Here is a 19224-nt window from a genome sequence, read left to right as displayed (position 1 = left end):
GCATCGTGACCTAGTTTCCGGGCACGGGAAAGGGTGTGCGACGATGAACGATGTCTTCTGGGTATTCGGTTACGGATCGTTGATGTGGGATCCGGGCTTCGGGCCGGTCGAAACCGTCAAGGCCCGACTTGAGGGATATTCCCGCAGCTTCTGCCTGCGTTCCACCCGCTATCGCGGCACCGAAGAGGCGCCGGGCCTTGTTCTGGGGCTGGACGCCGAACCTGGCGCGAGCTGCGCGGGGCTTGCCCTGCGCATCCCCGAGGACCGTCACGCCGAAACGCTGGCCTATCTGCGCGAGCGCGAGCTGGATACCGGCGCCTATGACGAGATGGTGCTGCCGCTGACACTGCAGGACGGGCGTCGCGTCCAGGCGCTGGCTTATGTGATGAAGCGCGACCACTGGCAATATGCGGGCGGGTTGTGCGTCCGCGAACAGGCGCGGATCATTGCGGGTGCTGAGGGCGGGCGAGGCCCGAACGCGGATTATCTGTTCAATACTGCGCGTCATCTGGCCGAAATCGGGCTGGCCGATGCGGCACTGGATCAGTTGTCCGACGATGTCCGGCGTTTGCTGATGGCACGACGCGACCGCGACGCTGCGACCTGACTTTCGGATCGCTTGGCAAGTGGCGGGGCGCATCCTACACTTGGCCCAATCACAATGTCGGCAACGATAGACGGGACCGGGACCTTTTGAGCGATCCAGACAATTTTGACGGACCGGACGATCCCGGCGTGCCCCCGCAGGATCGCAGCAGGCTGCATCTGCCGAACCGCCGCATCACCGCAACCCGTGGCGGCGATGCCATAACGCCCGCCGCCCCGCAATTCTCGCAGCCGGTGCGCCAGATCCTGATGATGCTGACGCTGCTTGCGCTGGTCATGGCCGGCGGTTTCATAGCCTATGGTCGTATCCTGCCGATCTTCATGGCCAATCGCTGGCTGAACGGCCTGATCCTTGCGGTATTTGCGCTTGGGATCCTGGCCTGTTTCTGGCAGGTGGCCCAGCTTGTCCGGTCGGTCAGCTGGATCGAACGATTTGCCGAACGCCGCCGCAATGCCGTCGACAAGGGCGTGGCTGCACGGGGCGCATCGGACGGGGATATCCCGCCGCGACTGCTTGCACCGCTGGCCGCGTTGCTGGGCACGCGCGGCCCGGTCGGTGGCGTGATCTCGACCGGGTCGGCGCGATCGATCCTGGATTCGGTCGGCACGCGCATCGAAGAACTGCGCGACATCACGAAATACCTTGCCAATCTCTTGATCTTCCTTGGCCTTCTGGGAACGTTCTACGGTCTTGCGACGACCGTTCCAGCGGTGGTCGAGACGATCCGCGCTCTGGCGCCGCAGAATGGCGAGTCTGGCATCGACGTGTTCGACAAGCTGATGAACGGGCTCGAGGCGCAGCTTGGCGGCATGGCCACGGCGTTCTCGTCGTCGCTGCTGGGACTGGCGGGATCGCTGGTCGTGGGGTTGCTGGAACTGTTCGTGACCCATGGCCAGAACCGCTTTTACCGCGAGCTCGAGGAATGGATGTCGGGCTTTACCCGCGTCAGCCTGGCCGGATCGGACGGCGAAGGTGTGGACCAGACCGCGCTGGTCGGATTCCTGGAACAGATCGGCGCACAGATGGACCGCCTGCATCAGTTTCATGCCGAACGCGACGCGGCACGCGAAGATGCGGCGGCCATGGCCGATGAGCGGGTCGTGGTGATGGCCCAAGCGATCGAGGCGCTTGCCCACCGCGCCGAGGCCGAACGCGAAGCCACGCTTGCACGTGCCGCAAGCCTCAGCGAGGCGATGAACCGGGTGGCTGACGGCCAGGACAGGATGCTGGAGATCGCGCGGCAGCGGACCGATCAGCCGACAGGCGCCGCCGCCCCCGATCTGTCGGGCGTCGAGGATGCCTTGTCGCGGCTTGTCGCGGATCTGAATGCGGGCCGCGAAGAGATGGTCGCCGAATTGCGGTCCGATCTGCTGGTCCTGACGCGGGCGGTTCGCGCCGCGCGGTTCGGCGATCCCTTTCCGGACGACCTGCGCGATGATCCCCTGATCCGGCGCGACAGGTCCTAGGCGAATGTCCCTGCGTCGCGCATCTTCGGGGAACCGGTTCTCGGCCACCATCTGGCCCGGCTTCGTGGATGCGATGACGGCACTGCTGATGGTGCTGATGTTCGTGCTGACGATCTTCATGATCGTCCAGTCCGTGCTGCGCGAACAGATCACCACGAAGGACGAGACGATTTCGGATCAGGGCGCGGTCATCTCGCGTCAGGAACAGCGGTTGAACGATCTGGGGCGGCAGGTATCGGCCCTGGGTGATGCACTGACGGCGTCCGAGACGCGCGAGCAGACCTTGCAGGGCCAGGTCGAGGATCAGACCAGCCGCGCCCTGAGCGCCGAGGAGGCATTGGCACAGGCACAGGCCGAAGCACGCGACCGCGCCGCCCGCATCACCAGACTTGGCAATCAGCTTGAAGCCAGCCGTGCTGAACTGGATCAGGCGCGGTCGCGCCTGACTGATTTCGAGGCCGAGGTGGCCGCGCTGATGGCCGCGCGAGCCGACGACCAGGCGCGTGCGGACGCGCAGGCGCAGGCATTGCAGTCGGAACTGGATGCGCAACAGGACCGGGCGTCGGCCGCCGAACTGGCCGTGGCGGCAGCGCGCGAGGAAATCGACGCGCAGCAGGAACAGGCGCGTCTGGCAGCCGCACGACGCGAAGCGTTGCAGGCCCTGATCGCGGATCTGCGCCGCCGCAACGCCGGCGCCGAGGAACGTAGCGCCGCGTTGCAATCGGACCTGACAGCGGCGCAGTCGGAACTGAGCGAGGCCGAGGCCGCACGACTGGCCGAGGCCGAGGCAGCCGCCACCTTGCGCGCGCGCCTGGAGCGCGCCGACAGTGAACTGACCGCGATGACCCTGTCGCTGGAAGAAAGCCGCAAGAAGGCAGAAGAGACACTGACCCTTCTGGCCGCCGCCGAAAGCGCGCGCGACCAGATGTCCCAGGAAGCGGCGGAAAACGCATCCGAAGCGGAACGCCAGCAGGCGTTGCTGGCCACGGCGCGGCAGCAGCTTGACGAACAGGAAGACATGTCCGCCGAAAGCCAGCGTCGCGTGGCATTGCTGAACGAACAGGTCTCATCCCTGACCGCGCAGCTTGGATCGCTGCAGGCTTTGCTGGAAACTGCGGGCGAAGATCAGCGCGAGGCCGAGCTTCGGGTCGAGAATCTGGGCCAACAGCTGAATGCCGCCCTGCTGCGCGCCGCCGAAGAAAAGGATCGGCGCCTTGAACTGGAGGAAGAAGCGCGCAAAAAGGCCGAGGAGGAAGCGCGCGATCTGGCTCGCTATCGATCCGAGTTCTTCGGCCGGTTGTCACAGATCCTTGCGGGGCGCGAAGGCGTACAGATCGTCGGGGACCGCTTTGTATTCCAGTCCGAAGTGCTGTTCGCGCCCGGCGAGGCGACGCTGTCACCTCCGGGACGCGACCAGATCGCCGGGGTGGCGCAGATGCTGTCTGATATTTCGGACGACATCCCATCCGAAATCGACTGGATCATCCGGGTGGACGGCCACACCGACAGCACGCCGCTGTCGGGAACGGGTCGCTATCGCGACAACTGGGAACTTAGCCAGGCGCGCGCGCTGGCCGTGGTGCGCTACCTGATCGATGATCTTGGCTTTCCCGCCAATCGTCTTGCTGCGGCCGGCTTTGCCGATACCCGCCCGGTCGCGAATGGCGACACGCCCGAGGGACGTGCCCAGAACCGCAGGATCGAGTTGAAACTGACCGAGCGCTAATGCCCGATCGTGTTCGAGAACAGGTTGACCACAATGACGCCTGCCACGATCAGGCCCAGACCGATCACCGCAGGCAGATCCAGTCTTTGACCGAAGACCAGCAACCCGATCACCGCCACAAGAACGATCCCAAGCGCGCTCCAGATCGCATAGGCGACCCCCAGCGGCAGTACGCGCAGGCTGAGAGACAGCAGGTAGAAGCTGACAAGATAGCACAGCGCCATCCCCACGGTGGGCCATAGCCGCGTGAATTGCGCCGAACGCTGCAGGAAGGAGGTGCCGACAACTTCCAGTCCGATGGCCAGAACCAGCGCAAGATAGGGGGATGCGATCATCTGATGTCGCCCGACCCGGCCAGGGGCTCGCCCGCGATCTGCCGCATCCGGCGCTGAACCTCGGAGTTGATTTCGGCGCCGACCAGCACGATCGTCGCGCTTAGCCACAGCCACATCATCAGGCCGATCGCGGCCCCCAGCGAACCATATGTTTCGTTATAGTTGGCGAAATTCGCGGCATACCAACTGAACAGCATCGACGCGCCGACAAGGGCGACCGATGCGAACACGGCGCCGGGGGAAATCCAGCGCCAGCGTGCGTCCGGCGCCGCAGGTCCCCAGCGATAGATGGCGGCAAGTGCCAAGACCAGAACCATGAACAGCACTGGCCAACGCAGCAGCGATATCGTCATGGCGCTGTCTCCGGGCAACGGTATCCACTGCAGCAGAATGGGGATGACCGCGACCACGCCCAGCATCAGGGCCAGCAGCAGCAATCCGCACAACGTGAATCCCATCGCGACAAGGTTCAGTTGCAGAAATCCACGCGTTTCCTTCTGATAGAACGCCACGTTCAACGCCGACAACAACGCCTTCATGCCGCCATTCGCCGAATAGAACGCGACCAGAAGCCCCATGATCCCTGCCAGCGACAGCGCCGAAGAGGGCGAGGCCGCGATCGATTCGACCTGAGTGCGGATGATGTCCAGCGCACCTGTGGGCAAGAAGCTTTCCAGCACATCCAGATGTCGCGTGATTGTCGCAGGATCCGCAATCAGGCCGTAGATCGAAACGAAGGCGGTGATGGCGGGAAACAGCGAAAGAAGGCCGAAGAAGGTTACGCCTCCGGCGACCGCTGTTACCCTGTCATCGCCGATCTGCCGAAATGTCGCCTTGGTGATGGCCACGACATCTCTGAAACGTAGTTTCCACAAGGTCATCTCTTGGCGCGGACGATCAACGCGAGGATCGGCGTGACCAATGGCTTCCGCGTCGCTGCGAGGAAGTCCGAAGCGGCGTCTGGTCTTGTCGTCCAGCGGCCCGAAAAGCGCGTCATAGACACCAGGCCGATCGTATTCAGTCATGCATTGGGCTTTCGCGTCGGTTGTTGCGCTAATCTAGCGCGGCTGGAACCTGGCTCACAAGCGGTGGGTCCGATCCTGGGCAGAGGTCCGTGGCGCGGCGGCATCACGCGGATCGTTTGGCCGATCGCGACGCAGAAGGCCCGAAATCTGATCGGCGGCCGCCGCGAAATCGCCGACGATGCCGCTGGCCTGCCCCGCGACGCTGCGGAAACCGTGGAACGCACCGATCAGGGAACTGACCACCCCGTCCAGACTGCCCGAAAGGTTGTCTGCGGTGTCCGTCAGGTCTTGGGCGATGTTGCCCCGGCTTCGCGCAGCCTTTGCACGCTGTCTTGCGGCGATCTTCTGGTCGTCCCGCGCACGGGCTCGGACACGCTGCCGCATCCGCTCCTGTTCGGCCTCGTCCATTTCTGCAAAGCGCGGCGCGACTGCAGGCTGCATGCGCTGTTGATGCATCAATTCGGCTTTCGAGGGTTTGTCGGTCCCCGCAATCCGCCGAGCGGCAAGGACCGCACCAGCCGTCAGCCCGGCCACGCCGACTGCAACACCGCCCCAGACGATCATGCGGCTGGCCAGCGACGGCGCGGGATAGGCCGCGCGACCGTCAAGCGACATCGGCGCAGACGGAATTACCCGGCTGGAGCGCATCGGCCGGTGCGGATATGGACTTGCGGTCTTGTGACCCTTCGGCACCGGGCGCGGACCGAAACGGGTCTGGCTGGTGCGGTCTGCCTCTGTCAGGCCATGGACATCATCGTCGCGGGAATGCATTCGTATCGCCTCCGGAAATTGGCGTTCGGTTGTTTACAAAACCGCCAGCGCCACGGAATGTTCCCTGATCAACCCGCTTTCCCTGCAAGAAATCTTGCCCCTGCGGCGCGGCGGGGCTATGCCCCTGCCGACGACCAAGGAGCCAGCCATGATCCCTCGCTATGCCCGCCCGGAAATGACCGCGATCTGGTCACCCGAGACCAAGTTTCGCATCTGGTACGAGATCGAGGCCCATGCCTGCGATGCTCAGGCCGATCTGGGCGTGATCCCGCGCGAAAATGCGGATGCGGTCTGGCGTGCCAAGGATGTCGAATTCGACGTCGCCCGTATCGACGAGATCGAAGCGGTGACCAAGCATGACGTCATCGCCTTCCTGACCCATCTGGCCGAACATATCGGCAGCGACGAGGCACGTTTCGTGCATCAGGGGATGACCAGCAGCGACGTGCTGGACACGACCCTGAATGTCCAGCTTGTCCGCGCCGCCGACATCCTGCTGGCCGACATGGACAAGGTTCTGGACGCACTGAAACGTCGCGCCTACGAACACAAGGACACCGTCCGGATCGGCCGCAGTCACGGCATCCATGCCGAACCCACGACGATGGGCCTGACATTCGCCCGCTTTTACGCCGAAATGGCACGCGGCAAGGCGCGCCTGGAACGAGCGCGCGATGAGGTCGCCACCGGCGCGATCAGCGGCGCCGTGGGAACCTTCGCGAATATCGACCCGGCGGTCGAGGAACATGTCTGCGCCAGGATGGGACTGCGCCCGGAACCGATCAGCACCCAGGTCATTCCGCGCGACCGGCACGCGATGTTCTTTGCCACGCTTGGCGTGATCGCCTCGTCGATGGAAAACATCGCCACCGAAATCCGACACATGCAACGGACAGAAGTGCTTGAGGCCGAGGAATTTTTCAGCCCGGGCCAGAAGGGTTCGTCGGCGATGCCGCACAAGCGCAACCCGGTCCTGACCGAGAACCTGACAGGGCTTGCGCGGCTTGTGCGAATGGCGGTGGTGCCAGCGATGGAAAACGTGACGCTGTGGCACGAACGCGATATCAGCCATTCCTCGGTCGAACGCGGGATTGCGCCGGATGCGACGATCACGCTGGATTTCGCACTGAACCGGCTGGCCGGCGTGATCGACAAGCTGGTCGTCTATCCCGACACGATGCTGGCCAACATGAACAAGTTCAAAGGCCTAGTGATGTCGCAGCGCGTGCTGCTGGCGCTGACGCAGGTTGGCGTCTCGCGCGAGGACGCCTATCGGCTGGTTCAACGAAACGCCATGAAGGTGTGGGAACAAGGCAAGGATTTCAAAGAAGAATTGCTGGCCGACGCCGAAGTGACGGCGGCATTGTCGCCCGCCCAGATCGAAGAAAAATTCGACCTTGGCTATCACACCAAGAACGTCGATCGGATCTTTTCGCGGGTGTTCGATTCAAATCCCCTGTAATTTTCCGCACAGGGTAATCCCGCGTTAGGGTTCTTCTGCCAGATTGCCCCGATATCACGCGACGCAACGCAGGATCGGGGGATCACGATGAACACGCAGACCGGGCTCAGCCAGCGGCAGAAAGCGGCGGTGATCGTGCGGCTTCTGCTGGACGACGAGGACGCGGTCAGCCTGTCGCGGCTGGACATCGGTTCCCAGACCCTACTCGCGGAAGAAATGTCGGGGATGGAGCTAGTCGACCGCCAGACCCGCGATGCGGTCATCACCGAATTCTGCGACCGGCTGGAATCCGTCGGCCTGACCTTTCCCGGCGATCTGGATGGCACCCTGGCAATGCTGGGCAGCAGACTGTCCGAGGACAGCACGGACAGGCTGCGCCGCATGGCCGCGATGTCCGGCAAGGGCGACCCTTGGCTTCGCGTCGCGGGCCTGCCAAAGGACGACATCCTCGCGCTGGCGAATTCCGAAGCGATCGAGATCGTGGCACTGATGCTGTCCAAACTGCCGGTCGGACGGGCCTCGGACGTGTTCACGGCACTGCCCCGCGATCGTGCACGCGCCGTGGCGCGTGCCATGTCGCTGACGTCGGGGGTCACGCCACAGGCGCTGCAACGTGTCGGGCTGATCCTGCTGCGGACCGCCGACGCGCTGCCCCGCCCGGCCATCGACACACCGGCAGCAGACCGGGTCGGCGCGATTCTGAACTTTGCCACGGCCGATCTGCGCGACGATGTGTTGCAGTCGCTGGAACGCGAGGATTCGGGCTTTGCCGTGGGGGTAAGGAAGGCGATCTTCATCTTCAGCCATATTCCTGAACGTATCGAAGGCCGCGATGTCGCGCGGATCCTGCGCGAGGTTGAACAGCCCGTGCTTCTTCGGGCACTGTCCGCACCCGATCCGGCCGATGCCGCGGCCGCCGAATTCATCCTGTCGAACCTGTCCCAGCGGATGGCCGATGGCCTGCGCGAGGAAATGGAAGAGATGGGCAAGGTCCGCGCCCGCGATATCGAGGACGCCAAGACCGAGGTGATCGCGGCGATCCGCCGCCTTGAAGAACAAGGCGACCTGACCCTGATCCTTCCGCTGGACGAGGATGACGACGCCTGACGGCGATCCTGATCCCTTGTCAGCACGCCCAACCCGGCTGATAAGCGTCGCCATGAGGTGTTCATGACCAATCGCATCGCTATCGCCCTGGCGGTTCTGATCGTCGCGCTGTTGCTGGCCGATCGGCTGTGGCTGCATCTGGACCTGCCGGTTCTGGCGGGCAGGATGCTGGTAGAGTCGGTCGATTATCTCAGCTTCTGGCGCTGAACCAAATCGGTTCCACCACTCTGCACGCACCAGTCGTTAGTGGTGGTCAGGACCGGGGCTGACACATATCGCAGCGCCAGGCATGTCCGCGGGGCATGACCCGCTTTTCGCGGCGTGCCGGTCAACGGGTATTTGCATCGGCCCGGCAGCCACGCTAGAGCATGGCGCAACGTCATCAGGTCGGGAGAGAGAACCATGGCTGTCAAAGTCGCCATCAACGGTTTCGGTCGCATCGGGCGCAACGTGCTGCGCGGTATCATCGAATCGGGACGCACCGATATCGAGGTGGTCGCGATCAATGATCTGGGCCCGGTCGAAACCAACGCCCATCTGCTGCGCTATGACAGCGTGCATGGACGCTTTCCCGCAACGGTGACAGTGAATGGCGACACGATCGATGTCGGTCGCGGTCCGATCAAGGTCACGGCGATCCGCAATCCCGCCGACCTGCCCTGGGGCGATGTCGATGTCATCATGGAATGCACCGGCATCTTCACCTCGAAGGAGAAATGCCAGCCGCATCTGCAGACCGGCGCCAAGCGCGTGCTGATCTCGGCACCCGGGGACGGAGCCGACAAGACCATCGTGTTCGGCGTCAACGACGACACGCTGACCGCGGATGACCTGGTCGTGTCGAATGCAAGCTGCACCACGAACTGCCTGTCGCCAGTGGCCAAGGTTCTGAACGACGCCATCGGGATTGATCGCGGCTTCATGACCACCATCCACAGCTATACCGGCGACCAGCCGACGCTGGATACGATGCACAAGGACCTGTATCGCGCCCGCGCCGCAGCCCTGTCGATGATTCCGACCTCGACCGGTGCGGCGAAGGCGGTCGGCCTGGTGCTTCCCGAACTGAAGGGTCGTCTGGACGGCGTCGCGATCCGCGTCCCGACGCCAAATGTGTCGGTCGTCGATCTGACCTTCGAAGCCAAGCGCGACACCTCGGTCGAGGAAATCAACGCAGCGATCAAGACCGCCGCTGACGGCACGCTGAAAGGCATCCTTGGCTATACCGAGGAACAGCTGGTCTCGACCGATTTCAACCACGACCCGCATTCGTCGATCTTCCACATGGACCAGACCAAGGTGATGGAGGGCAAGCTGTGCCGCATCCTGACCTGGTATGACAATGAATGGGGCTTCTCGAACCGGATGGCGGATACCGCGGTGGCGATGGGCAAGCTGATCTGACCGACGCCCGAATTCCTGCAACGGCCGGCAGCGCGAAAGCCCTGCCGGCCGTTCCCGTCTTCGGACCTGTCAGGACTTCAGCAGGATCAGTTCGGCGGTCACGCAGACCGGGTTTTGCGTCAGCGACAGCTTGCCGCCCGCCCTTGCGCCGCCGATGCCCACGATATCGATCTCTGCCCGTGCATCGCACCGGTCGATCCAGGCGTCGCGGACCAAAAATTCGGTCGCGTGGCTGTCAAGAACTTCGCCGTTGTCGAATCGCGCCGTGTTCAGGCTTCCCAAACCGGCCAGCCGGGCATGTTCCCAGCCAAGCCGACCCATCGCGTCGCGCAGCCCTTCGGCCAGTTCGACATGGGGTGCGATGCGCAACAACGCCGCGTCGGGCCGCTCCACCGGCATGCCCCGCGGCTTGAACAGGGTGAACGCGGTCTCGGCGTCGGGCCGTGCCTCGAAAACCGCATCATCGAACAACCATGCCTCGGCCTGAACAGGATGGGTCAGGACGGTGTCTTCCAGCAGCAGATGACCCATCGCCGTGTCCCACAGCCCATGACAATGGCCAAAGGCGCGACCATCGCGGCCCCCCCAGGCAATCCCTGCGCGATGGATGATCGCATCCTTCAGATCATGCGGCGCGGAATACCACGCCCCGTGCACCCCGTCGCGGGATCGGTCGGGCAGCACGAAGCGCAGATCGCCGCGCCCGCCATGAAGGGTGATCCACGCGCTTTCGGCGCCGTCGAGCGCGCCAAGGATCGCGTCATGGATCGGCATATCCGCCGCCAACGCGATCCGACGCCGTTCGACGCGAGTGGGTGCCAGCATCAGGCGCGGCCCGTCGGCGGCACCGGGATGGCACAGCGTTTCAGCCATTTTCGGTCAATCCCTCGCGCCGTATCAGTTCCTCGCGCACCAGCTTCTTGGTGATCTTGCCGTAACCCGACTTCGGCAGGCCATCCCAGAACAGGATGCGTCTGGGCAGCTTGTAGCGCGCGATTCTGGGACCAAGCCATGCCGCAAGATCGGGCCGTGTTCCGGCGCGGGTGACGCAGATCGCCACACCGACCTCGCCCCATGTCGGGTCGGGCATGCCGATCACGGCACATTCGGCGACCTCGGGATGCAGCAACAGCTTTTCCTCGATCTCGCGCGGATGAATGTTGGAGCCACCCGAAATGAACATGTCGCTTTCGCGCCCGGTCAGGTAGAAGAAGCCGCGCTGATCCATGTGACCCAGATCGCCGGTTCGGAACCAGCCATCGCGGAAGGCCTTGGCGTTCGCCCCAGGATCGTTCCAGTAGCCTGCGAAGACCGCGCCCCCGGTCACGCAAAGTTCGCCCGTCTGGCCTGCAGGCAAGGGCTGGCCGGTCTCATCCTGAATTTCGATCTGTATGCCGGTGCGGGGATATCCGCAGCTGCCCTGCAACGCCCAGCCATCGGCGGCGTCATGAAGACGCGCCGGCAGCACGGTGATGCAGCCCGTGACTTCGCCCAGCCCGAAATACTGGACCAGCACGGGGCCCAGCTTTTCCAGGGCGCGAACCTGATCGACGCGATACATCGGCGCACCCGCATAGATGACGTGGCGCAGGCTGGAATGATCGTGATGATCGACGGCGGGATGTTCGGTCAGCAGCTTCACGATGGTCGGCACGGTGAACATGTTGCTGACCCGATATTGTGCCACCAGACGCCAGATTTCCGCCGGATCAAAAGGGCCATTGGGCAGGATCGTAGGCACGCCCCGCGCCACCTGCAGCATCTGATGGATCCCTGCACCGTGGCTGAGCGGCGCGACGACCAGCGAGGCGTCATCCTCGGTGGTGCCGGGGATCAGGTCGGCGAGATGATTGGCGATCACGAACCCCATCTGCCCATGGGTCAGCACCGCGGCCTTTGGCCTGCCTGTCGAGCCAGAGGTGAAGAACAGCCAGGCCGGATCGTCCCTGTCCACATCGACCGCGCGCAGGGGCGTGTCGTCCTGCACTGACAATAGCGTCTCGATGTCGGGTCCGAAATCCGTCTTGCCGATCGCCAGCGTCGGCAGACCGCAGATCGCGGCGTGATCGGGGAATTCAGCCTCGCAGATCAGCAGCTTCGGCTGCGACAATTCTGCCATCCAGCGCAGATCGTCCGGCGAGCCGCGAAAATTCGCGGGCACCCAGATCGCGCCCAGCTTCAGGCAGGCCCACAGGCTTTCCCACATCTGGTTGTTGTTGGCCGACTGCACCAGAACCCGGTCGCCCTTGCCGATGCCATGGTCCCGGGCCAGCAGACGCGCCATCGCATCCACCCGCGCCCGCATCCGCGCCCATGTCCAGCGCGCGTCGCCCCAGATCATCGCAGGATTGTCCGGCAGCCGCCGGGCCGTCTGATCCAGCAGATGTCCCAGATTCATCGTGCGGGTCGAACAGGGCGTCATTTCACCCTCTCAAGGATCGAGACATAGTTCGCGACCGCGGCACCGCCCATGTTGAAGACCCCGGCCAGAGCGGCACCGGGGATCTGCATGCCGCCGGCCTCGCCTGTCAACTGCATCGCCGCCATGACATGCTGCGAGACACCGGTCGCGCCGATCGGATGTCCGCGCGATTTCAGCCCGCCCGACGGGTTCACCGGCAACCGGCCGCCGCGCGCGCTGATCCCGTCCGCGATGATCCTGCCCCCCTGCCCCTGTTCGGCCAGCCCCATTGCCTCGTATTCAAGCAGTTCCGCGATGGTGAAACAGTCATGAGTTTCCACCAGCGACAGATCGTCCAGCGTGATACCAGCCTGCTTCAACCCCTGCGCCCAGGCCTTTCGCGCACCGGCGAACTCCAGAATGTCGCGTCGCGACAGGGGCAGATAATCATTTGCCTGACGCTGCGCCCGAAACGTGATGGCACGCGGGCTTTCGATATCGGGATGCGCGATGACCAGTGCCGCCGCCCCGTCCGAGACCAGCGAGCAATCGGTCCGCCGCAGCGGTCCCGCCGCAATCGGGTTCCTGTCGCTGACGGTATTGCAGAAATCGTAACCCACATCCTTCTGCATATGCGCGAAGGGATTCAACGCGCCGTTTGCGTGGTTCTTGGCCGCGATCATCGCCAGTTCGCGCGACGCGTCGCCATGACGCTGGAAATAGCTGTTGGCGATTCCCCCGAACACGCCCGCGAACCCGCCCGGCGTATCGCCTTCCTCGGCGCGGTAACTTGCACCCAGAAGAATGTCGCCGATCTCGGCGCCGGGGGTCGCGGTCATCTTCTCGGCCCCGACGACCAGTGCAATGCGCCCGCGTCCCGACCCGATGAAATCCAGTGCGGCGGCGATCGCGGCCGATCCGGTGGCGCAGGCGTTTTCCAGACGCACCGCAGGCACATGGTGCAAGCCATCATGGCCCAGTGCGACCAATGCGCCCTCGAAGCCCTGCTTCTGGAAGCCGCCGTTGTAAACGCCGACGAAAATGCCCTCGACCTGATCAGCAGGGATGCCCGCATGATCCAGCGCAGTGCCGGTCACCTCGGCCATCAAGGATTCGACGTCGGGCGCGTCCGATTTGCCAAAGCGCGTATGCGCCCAGCCAATGATGCGGCCTTCCGGCGCGGGGGGCAGATCCGTCATGTCTTCCTCGCAAGCAGGTGGGTCAGTTCGGTTTCGATCCGGGACGCCTCGGCCCGTAACAGGGCCGCCATCTCGGCTTGGCGTGGCGGCGTCAGGCGCTGGTCGATCGCGGCCAGCGACAGCGCGCCAGCGATTGTCCCCAGCGGGTGACGGATCGGCACCCCCACCCCCCAACTGCCCGCGACGATCAGACCGGGGTTCAGCGCGTAGCCTTGGGTGCGGGCGTTCGTGATGGCCGTCAGCAGCACCTGCGGGTCATAGGCATCATAGCGCGGCGCGGACAGAAGTGGTGCCAGATCGTCAAGAAGTCCTCCGATTTCGTCGTCAGGCAATCCCGCAAGGATGGCCAGCGATCCCGCCCCGATCCCCAGCGGATGTTCGTCGCCGGGTTGCAGCGCATGCGTCCGAACAGGGTAGCTGCCCTCCTCGCGCAGCAGGCAGACCGCGTGCAGACCTCGTCGGACGGTCAGGAAGCAGGTGTCGCCACTAAGCCGCGCAAGGCGGATCAACGCGGGCTGCGCTATGCGCAACAGGCCAAAGCGCGGCGCGGCCAGCATTCCGGTCACATAGGTTTCGGGCCCGGGAAAGTATCGGCGCGTGGCAAGATCCTGTTCCACCAATCCCTCGCGGATCAGGGCGACCAGGATCCGTCGCAGTGTGGGCTTGGCAAGGCCGGTCGCGTCGGCCAGGTCAGCCAGGGACAACCCGGTTTCGGTTGCGCGACCGATCCGGCGCCAGACCGCCACCGCGCGTCCGATGCTTTGCGTGCCTTGTTCGATGATGCTTTCCATCATGTGGAATCGAATTCTCCCGCCGCCCTCAGAAAGCCGCCGATTCTTATTGCATGGCTATTCTTCATCCGTAAACATGCCAACGACAAAAGCGGCCAGCGTGCCGCATTGTGGAACGGGAGGAGAAACCATGTTCATGAAGCTGGCCCTTGGGCTGACTACCGCGCTTGCGCTGTGCCTGCCCGCCTCGGCTGAAACCCTGCGTCTGTCGCACAATACGGGTGACACGACCACCTGGCAGAAGGGTGCCGACAAGTTCGGCGAACTTCTGGAACAGGAAACCGGCGGCGATTATGATATTCGGGTCTTTCCCAACGCCCAGCTTTCCGGTGGCGACCAGATGAAGCAGGCCGAGATGACTGGCCGCGGGGCCATCGACCTGGTGCTGACATCGGCGATCAACGTCACCCCGCTGGCGCCCGAAATGGCTGCGTTTTCGCTGCCCTATCTGTATCCGGACTATGATGCGGTGGATCGCACCACGCAGGGTGCGGCTGGCGATAAGATGGAAGAAATCATGGCGGGCCATGGCATCCACGTCCTGGCCTGGGGCGAGAACGGGTTCCGCGAAGTCACCAATTCGAAGCATCCGATCACCTCGCCCGATGACATGAAGGGCCTGAAGATGCGCGTCGCCGGGCCGATGTATATCGACGTCATGAATGATCTGGGGGCCAATCCGCAGCAGATGCAGTGGTCCGAGACGTTCCCCGCGCTTCAGCAGGGCGTCGTGGACGGACAGGAAAATCCGATCGGCGCGGTGATCATTCCGCAGCGGGTCTACGAGGTCCAGAAATACATCACGCCGTGGCACTACAGCTATGATCCGCTGTTCCTAGGCATCAGCAAGGAAAAATGGGATTCGCTGGACGACGAGACCAAGGCCAAGTTCCAGAAGGCTGCGGACGAGGCGATGGCCTATCAGATCCAGATCAGCCGCGAAGCCACAGCAAGCGGGCTGGAGTTCCTGAAGGAACAGGGCATGGAAGTGCACGAGCCGACCGCCGACGAACTGGCCGCGTTCCGCGAGGCGACCAAGCCCAGCTTCGACAAATGGTCGAACCAGATCGGCGCTGACATCGTGAAACTGTTCACAGACGAAGCGAACGCGCAGTAGATGCGCCTGCTGGATCAGTTCGAAAAGGCCGTCTGCGCGGTGTTGCTGCTGGCGATGACGGGGCTGGGCTTTGCCAATGTCGTTGTACGCTATGGCACCAACCATTCGCTGGCCGCGACCGAGGAACTGCTGACCGGCGGGTTCGTGTTGCTGACCGTGTTCGGCGCGGCGATCGCGGCACGTCGCGGTCAGCATCTTGCCGTCGAACTGATCACCGATCTGCTGCCTGCCGCGCTGCGGCGGGCAGTCATCGTGCTGGCCACGCTGCTGTCAGTCGCGCTGTTGGCGGCGTCCGTCTGGTTCTGCTGGCAACTTGTGCTGAACCAGATGGGAACGGGGATGCGCAGCTATGGGCTGGGGCTGCCGCTGTGGTGGTATTCTGCCGCGCTGCCGCTTGGCTTTGCGCTGGTGCTGATCCGTTTCGTTCAGGCTGCGTTGCGGGGCCCGGATGCCTGAGATCGGTGCCGGCAGCATGATGGTCGGGCTGTTCTTCCTGCTGCTGGTGCTGCGCGTGCCGGTTGCCTTCGCGCTTGGCCTTTCGGCGCTTGCCGCGATGTGGCAACTGGGCTTCGGCCTTGATCTTGTGGGCGACCTGCTGACGGCGGGGATCGGGAAATTCTCACTGCTGGCGATCCCGTTCTTCATTCTGGCCGGCAACCTGATGGGACGGCTGGGGATTGCCGACCGGATGATCCGCTTCTTCCGGGTGCTGGTCGGCGGGCTGCCGGGCGGCATGGGACTGGTCGGAACGGTGGTCTGCCTGTTTTGGGGCGCGGTCAGCGGATCGGGTCCGGCGTCGGTCGCAGCCATCGGTCCGATGATCGTCCGTTCGATGGAAGAGGACGGGTATTCACGGGGCTTTGCCGCGGGTCTGGTCAGCACCGGCGCGGCCATGTCGATCGTGATTCCGCCCTCGATCGGGTTGGTGATCTATGGGGTTTTGGCCGAAACCTCGATCGCGGACCTGTTCATCGCCGCGATTCTGCCCGGCATCCTGTGCGGAGCACTGATGCTGTGCGCCCTGCCCTTCGGGCGCGTGCAGGATGCGACCGCGACCCGCGCGCTTAGCCCCAATCCCTATCCGGGCATGTCCTATGCGCAGGCACTGGGGCGATCCTTCATCGATAGTTTCTGGGGGCTGATGACGCCTGTCGTCATCCTTGGCGGGATCTATTCGGGCATATTCACGCCGACCGAGGCCGCCATCGTCGCCTCGGTCTATGCGCTGGCAGTGGGTGGCCTGATCTATCGCACGCTGACGATCCGTGGCCTGTATGAATGCCTGGCAGACAGCGCGGCAGGATCGTCGGTGGTGATGCTGGTCGTCGCCTATGCCGGGCTTTTCGGCTGGGTCGTAACCGTGGACGACCTGATCGGCCGCTACTCTGGTGCGCTGCTGGGACTGTCGTCGAACCAGTGGGTGATCCTTGCGGTGATCATGCTGGTAGTACTGATCGCCGGCATGTTCATGGACGCGGTCACGATCATGTTCATCTGCCTGCCGATTTTCCTGCCGGTCATGCGCGAACTGGCCTGGGATCCGGTCTGGTTCGGAGTGCTGATCATGGTCAATCTGGCGATCGGACTGATCACACCTCCGGTGGGGATCAATCTTTACGTCGCGGCGAACATCACCCGGTTGCCTCTGGAAAAGGTCGCGCGGGGGGCCTTGCCCTTCCTGGTGACCAGTGTCATCGGCCTGATCCTGATCGCGGCGTTTCCCGGGCTGACACGGCTGATGCTGCCCTAGGCGGGCAGCGATTGCATCACCTCGGCTGCGATCTGAAAGCTGCGCAACCGCGCGGCGTGATCGTGGATCTGCCCCGTCAGGATCACCTCGTCAGGATTATGCGCATCAATCAGGGCGGCTAGCTGATCCCTGACCTGCGCCTTGTCCCCCACCGCGCTGATCCGCAGCGCCTGATCCACGGCGCGGCGCATCTGCGGCCCGATCTCGCCGTCCAGATCACGCGTCGGACGTGGCAGCTTGCCGGGCAAGCCGGTGCGCAGCCGCGCGAAGGCAAGCTGCATCGTGGTGCGCAGATGATGCGCCTCGTCTGCGTCGTCGGCCGCGAAAACATTGATCGCGATCATCGCATGCGGCTTTTCGCCCCATGGCGAGGGACGGAACCGATCGCGATAGATTGCCAGCGCCTGTTCCAGATCATCCGGCGCGAAATGGCTGGCGAAGGCATAGGGCAGGCCCAGATGGGCGGCTAGCTGCGCGCCGAAAAGGCTGCTGCCAAGGATCCAGACGGGAACCTGCGTCCCCTCACCCGGCAGCGCACGCACCGCGGCACCGTCACGCTCGGGTCCAAGGTAGTCCAGCAATTCGACGACATCATTGGGAAAACTGTCAGCCATCGGATCACGGCGCAGCGCCCGGATCACCGCGCCGTCACCGCCGGGGGCACGGCCCAGTCCAAGATCGATGCGATCCGGAAACACCGTGGCCAAGGTCCCGAACGCCTCGGCCACGGTCAATGGCGCATGGTTTGGCAGCATGATCCCGCCTGCACCCACCCGCATCGTGCGCGTCGCCTGCGCGACAAGCCCGATCAGGACAGCGGTCGCCGAACTGGCAATACCCGGCATGTTGTGATGCTCGGCCATCCAGAAGCGGTGATAGCCCCAGCCTTCGGCCTTGCGCGCCAGATCAAGGGTGTTGCTGATCGCGTCACCGGCGTCAAATCCTTCGGGGACCGGCGCCAGATCGAGAAGGGAATACGGAATGCTCATGAAACCGAGTTAGGTGTCGCGCGACGAAATGCAATCACCGGAATTGCAGTTTCTGCATCACGCGACGCATCCGGCCCAGATCTTGCCGGATCAGCGCCTGCACGCCCCGGATTTTTCAGTCCATTTTCCGCAGATAAGTCCAGGTCGCCACCCGCGCGCCTCGTGCGACCGACCAGCTTTCGGCATCGCCCAGATAGACGAATCCACAATTGGTCAGCACGCGCGCCGAGCCGGGATTGTCCTGGAATGCCTCGGCGAACAAGGTGCGCGATCCGTGCGGGTTGGCCGCAACCAGCGCCTCGACCGCCTCGGTCGCGAATCCGGTGTTCCAGAATCCCGCGCCGATCCAGAAGCCGAGTTCGGACTGGTCGCCCTCCATCCGCGTCAGCGAGACGACACCCAGCAGTTCGGCGAGACGATGCGCCGACCCGTCGATCGCCCACACATCCTCGCTGCGATCCGCGGCCAGCGAACGAGCGACAAATCCTTCCGCCGCGCCCGGCGGCAGGGGATGCGGAATGGCCCGCGTTCCCTCGGCCACGCGGCGGTCCGAGGTATAATGTGCGATCATCCCGGCATCCGAGGGCCGCAGGGGCCGCAACACGAAACGCTCGGTCTCGATGACGGGCTGGTTCAGGGTGATGACATCGGGCTTCAGATCATCCAATCGCGTGCCCTCCCGCATCGGTGCAGACATAACCATTTTCCCTCCCCCGGAAAACAGGACCTGAAAACAGGTCGGGGGACCGGCTTTCGCCGATCCCCCTAACATCGAAATGTTAAATTCGGGTTACTCGGCGGCTTCGAGACTCGCGGGAATCACCGAAATGAAGGTGCGCCCTTTCAGGCCCTTCTTGAAGGTCACATGACCGTCGGTCAGCGCGAACAGGGTATGATCCTTGCCCATGCCGACATTGTCGCCCGGCCACCACTTGGTGCCGCGCTGACGCACGATGATGTTACCGGCGGTCGCTTCCTGACCGCCATACAGTTTGACGCCGAGACGGCGACCAGCCGAATCGCGACCGTTGCGGGACGAACCGCCTGCTTTCTTGTGTGCCATGGGTCAGTCTC

The 19224-nt window shown here is 63.9% G+C and carries 20 protein-coding genes; 10 read left to right on the top strand and 10 right to left on the bottom strand.

Annotated features, from left to right (window positions below):
* Window positions 1–43 precede the first annotated feature (43 nt).
* The 3 genes from MU516_RS03785 to MU516_RS03775 all read left to right on the top strand — a co-directional run bounded on the left by MU516_RS03785 (window position 44) and on the right by MU516_RS03775 (window position 3799).
* Window positions 44–607, top strand: coding sequence for a gamma-glutamylcyclotransferase (locus MU516_RS03785; protein ID WP_260275863.1), 564 nt, complete (start codon window positions 44–46; stop codon window positions 605–607).
* Window positions 608–855: 248 nt separating this feature from the next.
* Window positions 856–2073: a biopolymer transporter ExbB gene (locus MU516_RS03780; RefSeq protein WP_260276249.1), complete on the top strand. Its 1218-nt coding sequence runs from the start codon at window positions 856–858 to the stop codon at window positions 2071–2073.
* Window positions 2074–2077: 4 nt separating this feature from the next.
* Window positions 2078–3799 carry a peptidoglycan -binding protein gene (locus MU516_RS03775; protein WP_260275862.1) on the top strand — a complete coding sequence of 574 codons (1722 nt, stop codon included), beginning with the start codon at window positions 2078–2080 and terminating at the stop codon, window positions 3797–3799.
* Here the strand turns inward: MU516_RS03775 and MU516_RS03770 are convergent.
* From MU516_RS03770 to MU516_RS03760, 3 genes are read right to left on the bottom strand one after another with little or no spacing between them, the layout of a single operon-like run.
* Window positions 3796–4134, bottom strand: coding sequence for an SMR family transporter (locus MU516_RS03770; RefSeq protein ID WP_260275861.1), 339 nt, complete (start codon window positions 4132–4134; stop codon window positions 3796–3798). The genes MU516_RS03775 and MU516_RS03770 overlap by 4 nt on opposite strands.
* A complete protein-coding gene (locus MU516_RS03765) occupies window positions 4131–5159 on the bottom strand; it encodes a YihY/virulence factor BrkB family protein (protein WP_260275860.1) in 1029 nt (342 codons plus the stop codon). The genes MU516_RS03770 and MU516_RS03765 overlap by 4 nt, the downstream gene beginning before the upstream one ends.
* Window positions 5160–5213: 54 nt before the next feature.
* On the bottom strand, window positions 5214–5930 hold the full coding sequence (locus tag MU516_RS03760) for a hypothetical protein (RefSeq protein WP_260275859.1): 717 nt from the start codon (window positions 5928–5930) through the stop codon (window positions 5214–5216).
* A 148-nt stretch (window positions 5931–6078) separates the two neighbouring features.
* Here MU516_RS03760 and purB point away from each other — a divergent pair, with 148 nt between their 5' ends.
* The 4 genes from purB (at window position 6079) to gap (ending at window position 9903) form a co-directional block, all read left to right on the top strand.
* Complete coding sequence (gene purB, locus MU516_RS03755; RefSeq protein ID WP_260275858.1) at window positions 6079–7392, top strand: adenylosuccinate lyase; 1314 nt, start codon at window positions 6079–6081, stop codon at window positions 7390–7392.
* A gap of 87 nt (window positions 7393–7479) precedes the next feature.
* The gene (locus MU516_RS03750) at window positions 7480–8499 is read left to right on the top strand and encodes a FliG C-terminal domain-containing protein (protein ID WP_260275857.1); all 1020 of its coding nucleotides are present in this window, start codon (window positions 7480–7482) and stop codon (window positions 8497–8499) included.
* A 63-nt stretch (window positions 8500–8562) separates the two neighbouring features.
* A complete protein-coding gene (locus tag MU516_RS03745) occupies window positions 8563–8706 on the top strand; it encodes a hypothetical protein (RefSeq protein WP_260275856.1) in 144 nt (47 codons plus the stop codon).
* A 195-nt stretch (window positions 8707–8901) separates the two neighbouring features.
* Window positions 8902–9903: a type I glyceraldehyde-3-phosphate dehydrogenase gene (gene gap, locus MU516_RS03740; RefSeq protein WP_209056438.1), complete on the top strand. Its 1002-nt coding sequence runs from the start codon at window positions 8902–8904 to the stop codon at window positions 9901–9903.
* 69 nt (window positions 9904–9972) lie between these two features.
* Here the strand turns inward: gap and MU516_RS03735 are convergent, their stop codons facing one another.
* Genes MU516_RS03735 through MU516_RS03720 form a run of 4 tightly spaced genes read right to left on the bottom strand, consistent with a single transcriptional unit; the run spans window position 9973 to window position 14297 of the window.
* Window positions 9973–10776, bottom strand: coding sequence for a hypothetical protein (locus MU516_RS03735; protein WP_260275855.1), 804 nt, complete (start codon window positions 10774–10776; stop codon window positions 9973–9975).
* Window positions 10769–12325 carry an acyl-CoA synthetase gene (locus MU516_RS03730; protein WP_260275853.1) on the bottom strand — a complete coding sequence of 519 codons (1557 nt, stop codon included), beginning with the start codon at window positions 12323–12325 and terminating at the stop codon, window positions 10769–10771. The genes MU516_RS03735 and MU516_RS03730 overlap by 8 nt, the downstream gene beginning before the upstream one ends.
* Window positions 12322–13503: an acetyl-CoA acetyltransferase gene (locus tag MU516_RS03725; protein ID WP_260275852.1), complete on the bottom strand. Its 1182-nt coding sequence runs from the start codon at window positions 13501–13503 to the stop codon at window positions 12322–12324. Before MU516_RS03725 ends, MU516_RS03730 begins: the two co-directional genes overlap by 4 nt.
* Window positions 13500–14297, bottom strand: coding sequence for an IclR family transcriptional regulator (locus tag MU516_RS03720; protein WP_260275851.1), 798 nt, complete (start codon window positions 14295–14297; stop codon window positions 13500–13502). Before MU516_RS03720 ends, MU516_RS03725 begins: the two co-directional genes overlap by 4 nt.
* A 127-nt stretch (window positions 14298–14424) precedes the next feature.
* Between MU516_RS03720 and MU516_RS03715 the strand changes: the two genes are divergently transcribed.
* From MU516_RS03715 to MU516_RS03705, 3 genes are read left to right on the top strand one after another with little or no spacing between them, the layout of a single operon-like run.
* Window positions 14425–15411, top strand: a complete 987-nt coding sequence (locus MU516_RS03715; RefSeq protein ID WP_260275850.1) for a DctP family TRAP transporter solute-binding subunit — start codon at window positions 14425–14427, stop codon at window positions 15409–15411.
* Complete coding sequence (locus MU516_RS03710; protein ID WP_260275849.1) at window positions 15412–15867, top strand: TRAP transporter small permease; 456 nt, start codon at window positions 15412–15414, stop codon at window positions 15865–15867.
* Window positions 15860–17161 (top strand): TRAP transporter large permease, encoded by a 1302-nt coding sequence (locus MU516_RS03705; protein ID WP_260275848.1) that lies wholly within the window; start codon window positions 15860–15862, stop codon window positions 17159–17161. The genes MU516_RS03710 and MU516_RS03705 overlap by 8 nt, the downstream gene beginning before the upstream one ends.
* Here the strand turns inward: MU516_RS03705 and MU516_RS03700 are convergent.
* From MU516_RS03700 to rpmA, 3 genes are all read right to left on the bottom strand, one after another.
* A complete protein-coding gene (locus MU516_RS03700) occupies window positions 17158–18150 on the bottom strand; it encodes an LLM class flavin-dependent oxidoreductase (protein WP_425606804.1) in 993 nt (330 codons plus the stop codon). The two genes, MU516_RS03705 and MU516_RS03700, sit on opposite strands and share 4 nt — an antisense overlap.
* A gap of 115 nt (window positions 18151–18265) precedes the next feature.
* A complete protein-coding gene (locus tag MU516_RS03695; protein WP_260276247.1) occupies window positions 18266–18808 on the bottom strand; it encodes a GNAT family N-acetyltransferase in 543 nt (180 codons plus the stop codon).
* Window positions 18809–18940: 132 nt separating this feature from the next.
* Window positions 18941–19213 carry a 50S ribosomal protein L27 gene (rpmA, locus tag MU516_RS03690; RefSeq protein ID WP_209056431.1) on the bottom strand — a complete coding sequence of 91 codons (273 nt, stop codon included), beginning with the start codon at window positions 19211–19213 and terminating at the stop codon, window positions 18941–18943.
* Window positions 19214–19224 lie beyond the last annotated feature (11 nt).

Source organism: Paracoccus maritimus (assembly GCF_025195095.1).
Classification (GTDB): domain Bacteria; phylum Pseudomonadota; class Alphaproteobacteria; order Rhodobacterales; family Rhodobacteraceae; genus Paracoccus; species Paracoccus maritimus.
This window is presented reverse-complemented; position numbering and strand designations above follow the sequence as displayed.

Coding starts and splice junctions, on each gene's coding strand:
- MU516_RS03785 (WP_260275863.1), top strand. CDS start 44: ATGAACGATGTCTTCTGGGTATTCGGTTACGGATCGTTGATGTGGGAT.
- MU516_RS03780 (WP_260276249.1), top strand. CDS start 856: ATGATGCTGACGCTGCTTGCGCTGGTCATGGCCGGCGGTTTCATAGCC.
- MU516_RS03775 (WP_260275862.1), top strand. CDS start 2,078: ATGTCCCTGCGTCGCGCATCTTCGGGGAACCGGTTCTCGGCCACCATC.
- MU516_RS03770 (WP_260275861.1), bottom strand. CDS start 4,134: ATGATCGCATCCCCCTATCTTGCGCTGGTTCTGGCCATCGGACTGGAA.
- MU516_RS03765 (WP_260275860.1), bottom strand. CDS start 5,159: ATGACTGAATACGATCGGCCTGGTGTCTATGACGCGCTTTTCGGGCCG.
- MU516_RS03760 (WP_260275859.1), bottom strand. CDS start 5,930: ATGCATTCCCGCGACGATGATGTCCATGGCCTGACAGAGGCAGACCGC.
- purB (WP_260275858.1), top strand. CDS start 6,079: ATGATCCCTCGCTATGCCCGCCCGGAAATGACCGCGATCTGGTCACCC.
- MU516_RS03750 (WP_260275857.1), top strand. CDS start 7,480: ATGAACACGCAGACCGGGCTCAGCCAGCGGCAGAAAGCGGCGGTGATC.
- MU516_RS03745 (WP_260275856.1), top strand. CDS start 8,563: ATGACCAATCGCATCGCTATCGCCCTGGCGGTTCTGATCGTCGCGCTG.
- gap (WP_209056438.1), top strand. CDS start 8,902: ATGGCTGTCAAAGTCGCCATCAACGGTTTCGGTCGCATCGGGCGCAAC.
- MU516_RS03735 (WP_260275855.1), bottom strand. CDS start 10,776: ATGGCTGAAACGCTGTGCCATCCCGGTGCCGCCGACGGGCCGCGCCTG.
- MU516_RS03730 (WP_260275853.1), bottom strand. CDS start 12,325: ATGACGCCCTGTTCGACCCGCACGATGAATCTGGGACATCTGCTGGAT.
- MU516_RS03725 (WP_260275852.1), bottom strand. CDS start 13,503: ATGACGGATCTGCCCCCCGCGCCGGAAGGCCGCATCATTGGCTGGGCG.
- MU516_RS03720 (WP_260275851.1), bottom strand. CDS start 14,297: ATGATGGAAAGCATCATCGAACAAGGCACGCAAAGCATCGGACGCGCG.
- MU516_RS03715 (WP_260275850.1), top strand. CDS start 14,425: ATGTTCATGAAGCTGGCCCTTGGGCTGACTACCGCGCTTGCGCTGTGC.
- MU516_RS03710 (WP_260275849.1), top strand. CDS start 15,412: ATGCGCCTGCTGGATCAGTTCGAAAAGGCCGTCTGCGCGGTGTTGCTG.
- MU516_RS03705 (WP_260275848.1), top strand. CDS start 15,860: ATGCCTGAGATCGGTGCCGGCAGCATGATGGTCGGGCTGTTCTTCCTG.
- MU516_RS03700 (WP_425606804.1), bottom strand. CDS start 18,150: ATGAGCATTCCGTATTCCCTTCTCGATCTGGCGCCGGTCCCCGAAGGA.
- rpmA (WP_209056431.1), bottom strand. CDS start 19,213: ATGGCACACAAGAAAGCAGGCGGTTCGTCCCGCAACGGTCGCGATTCG.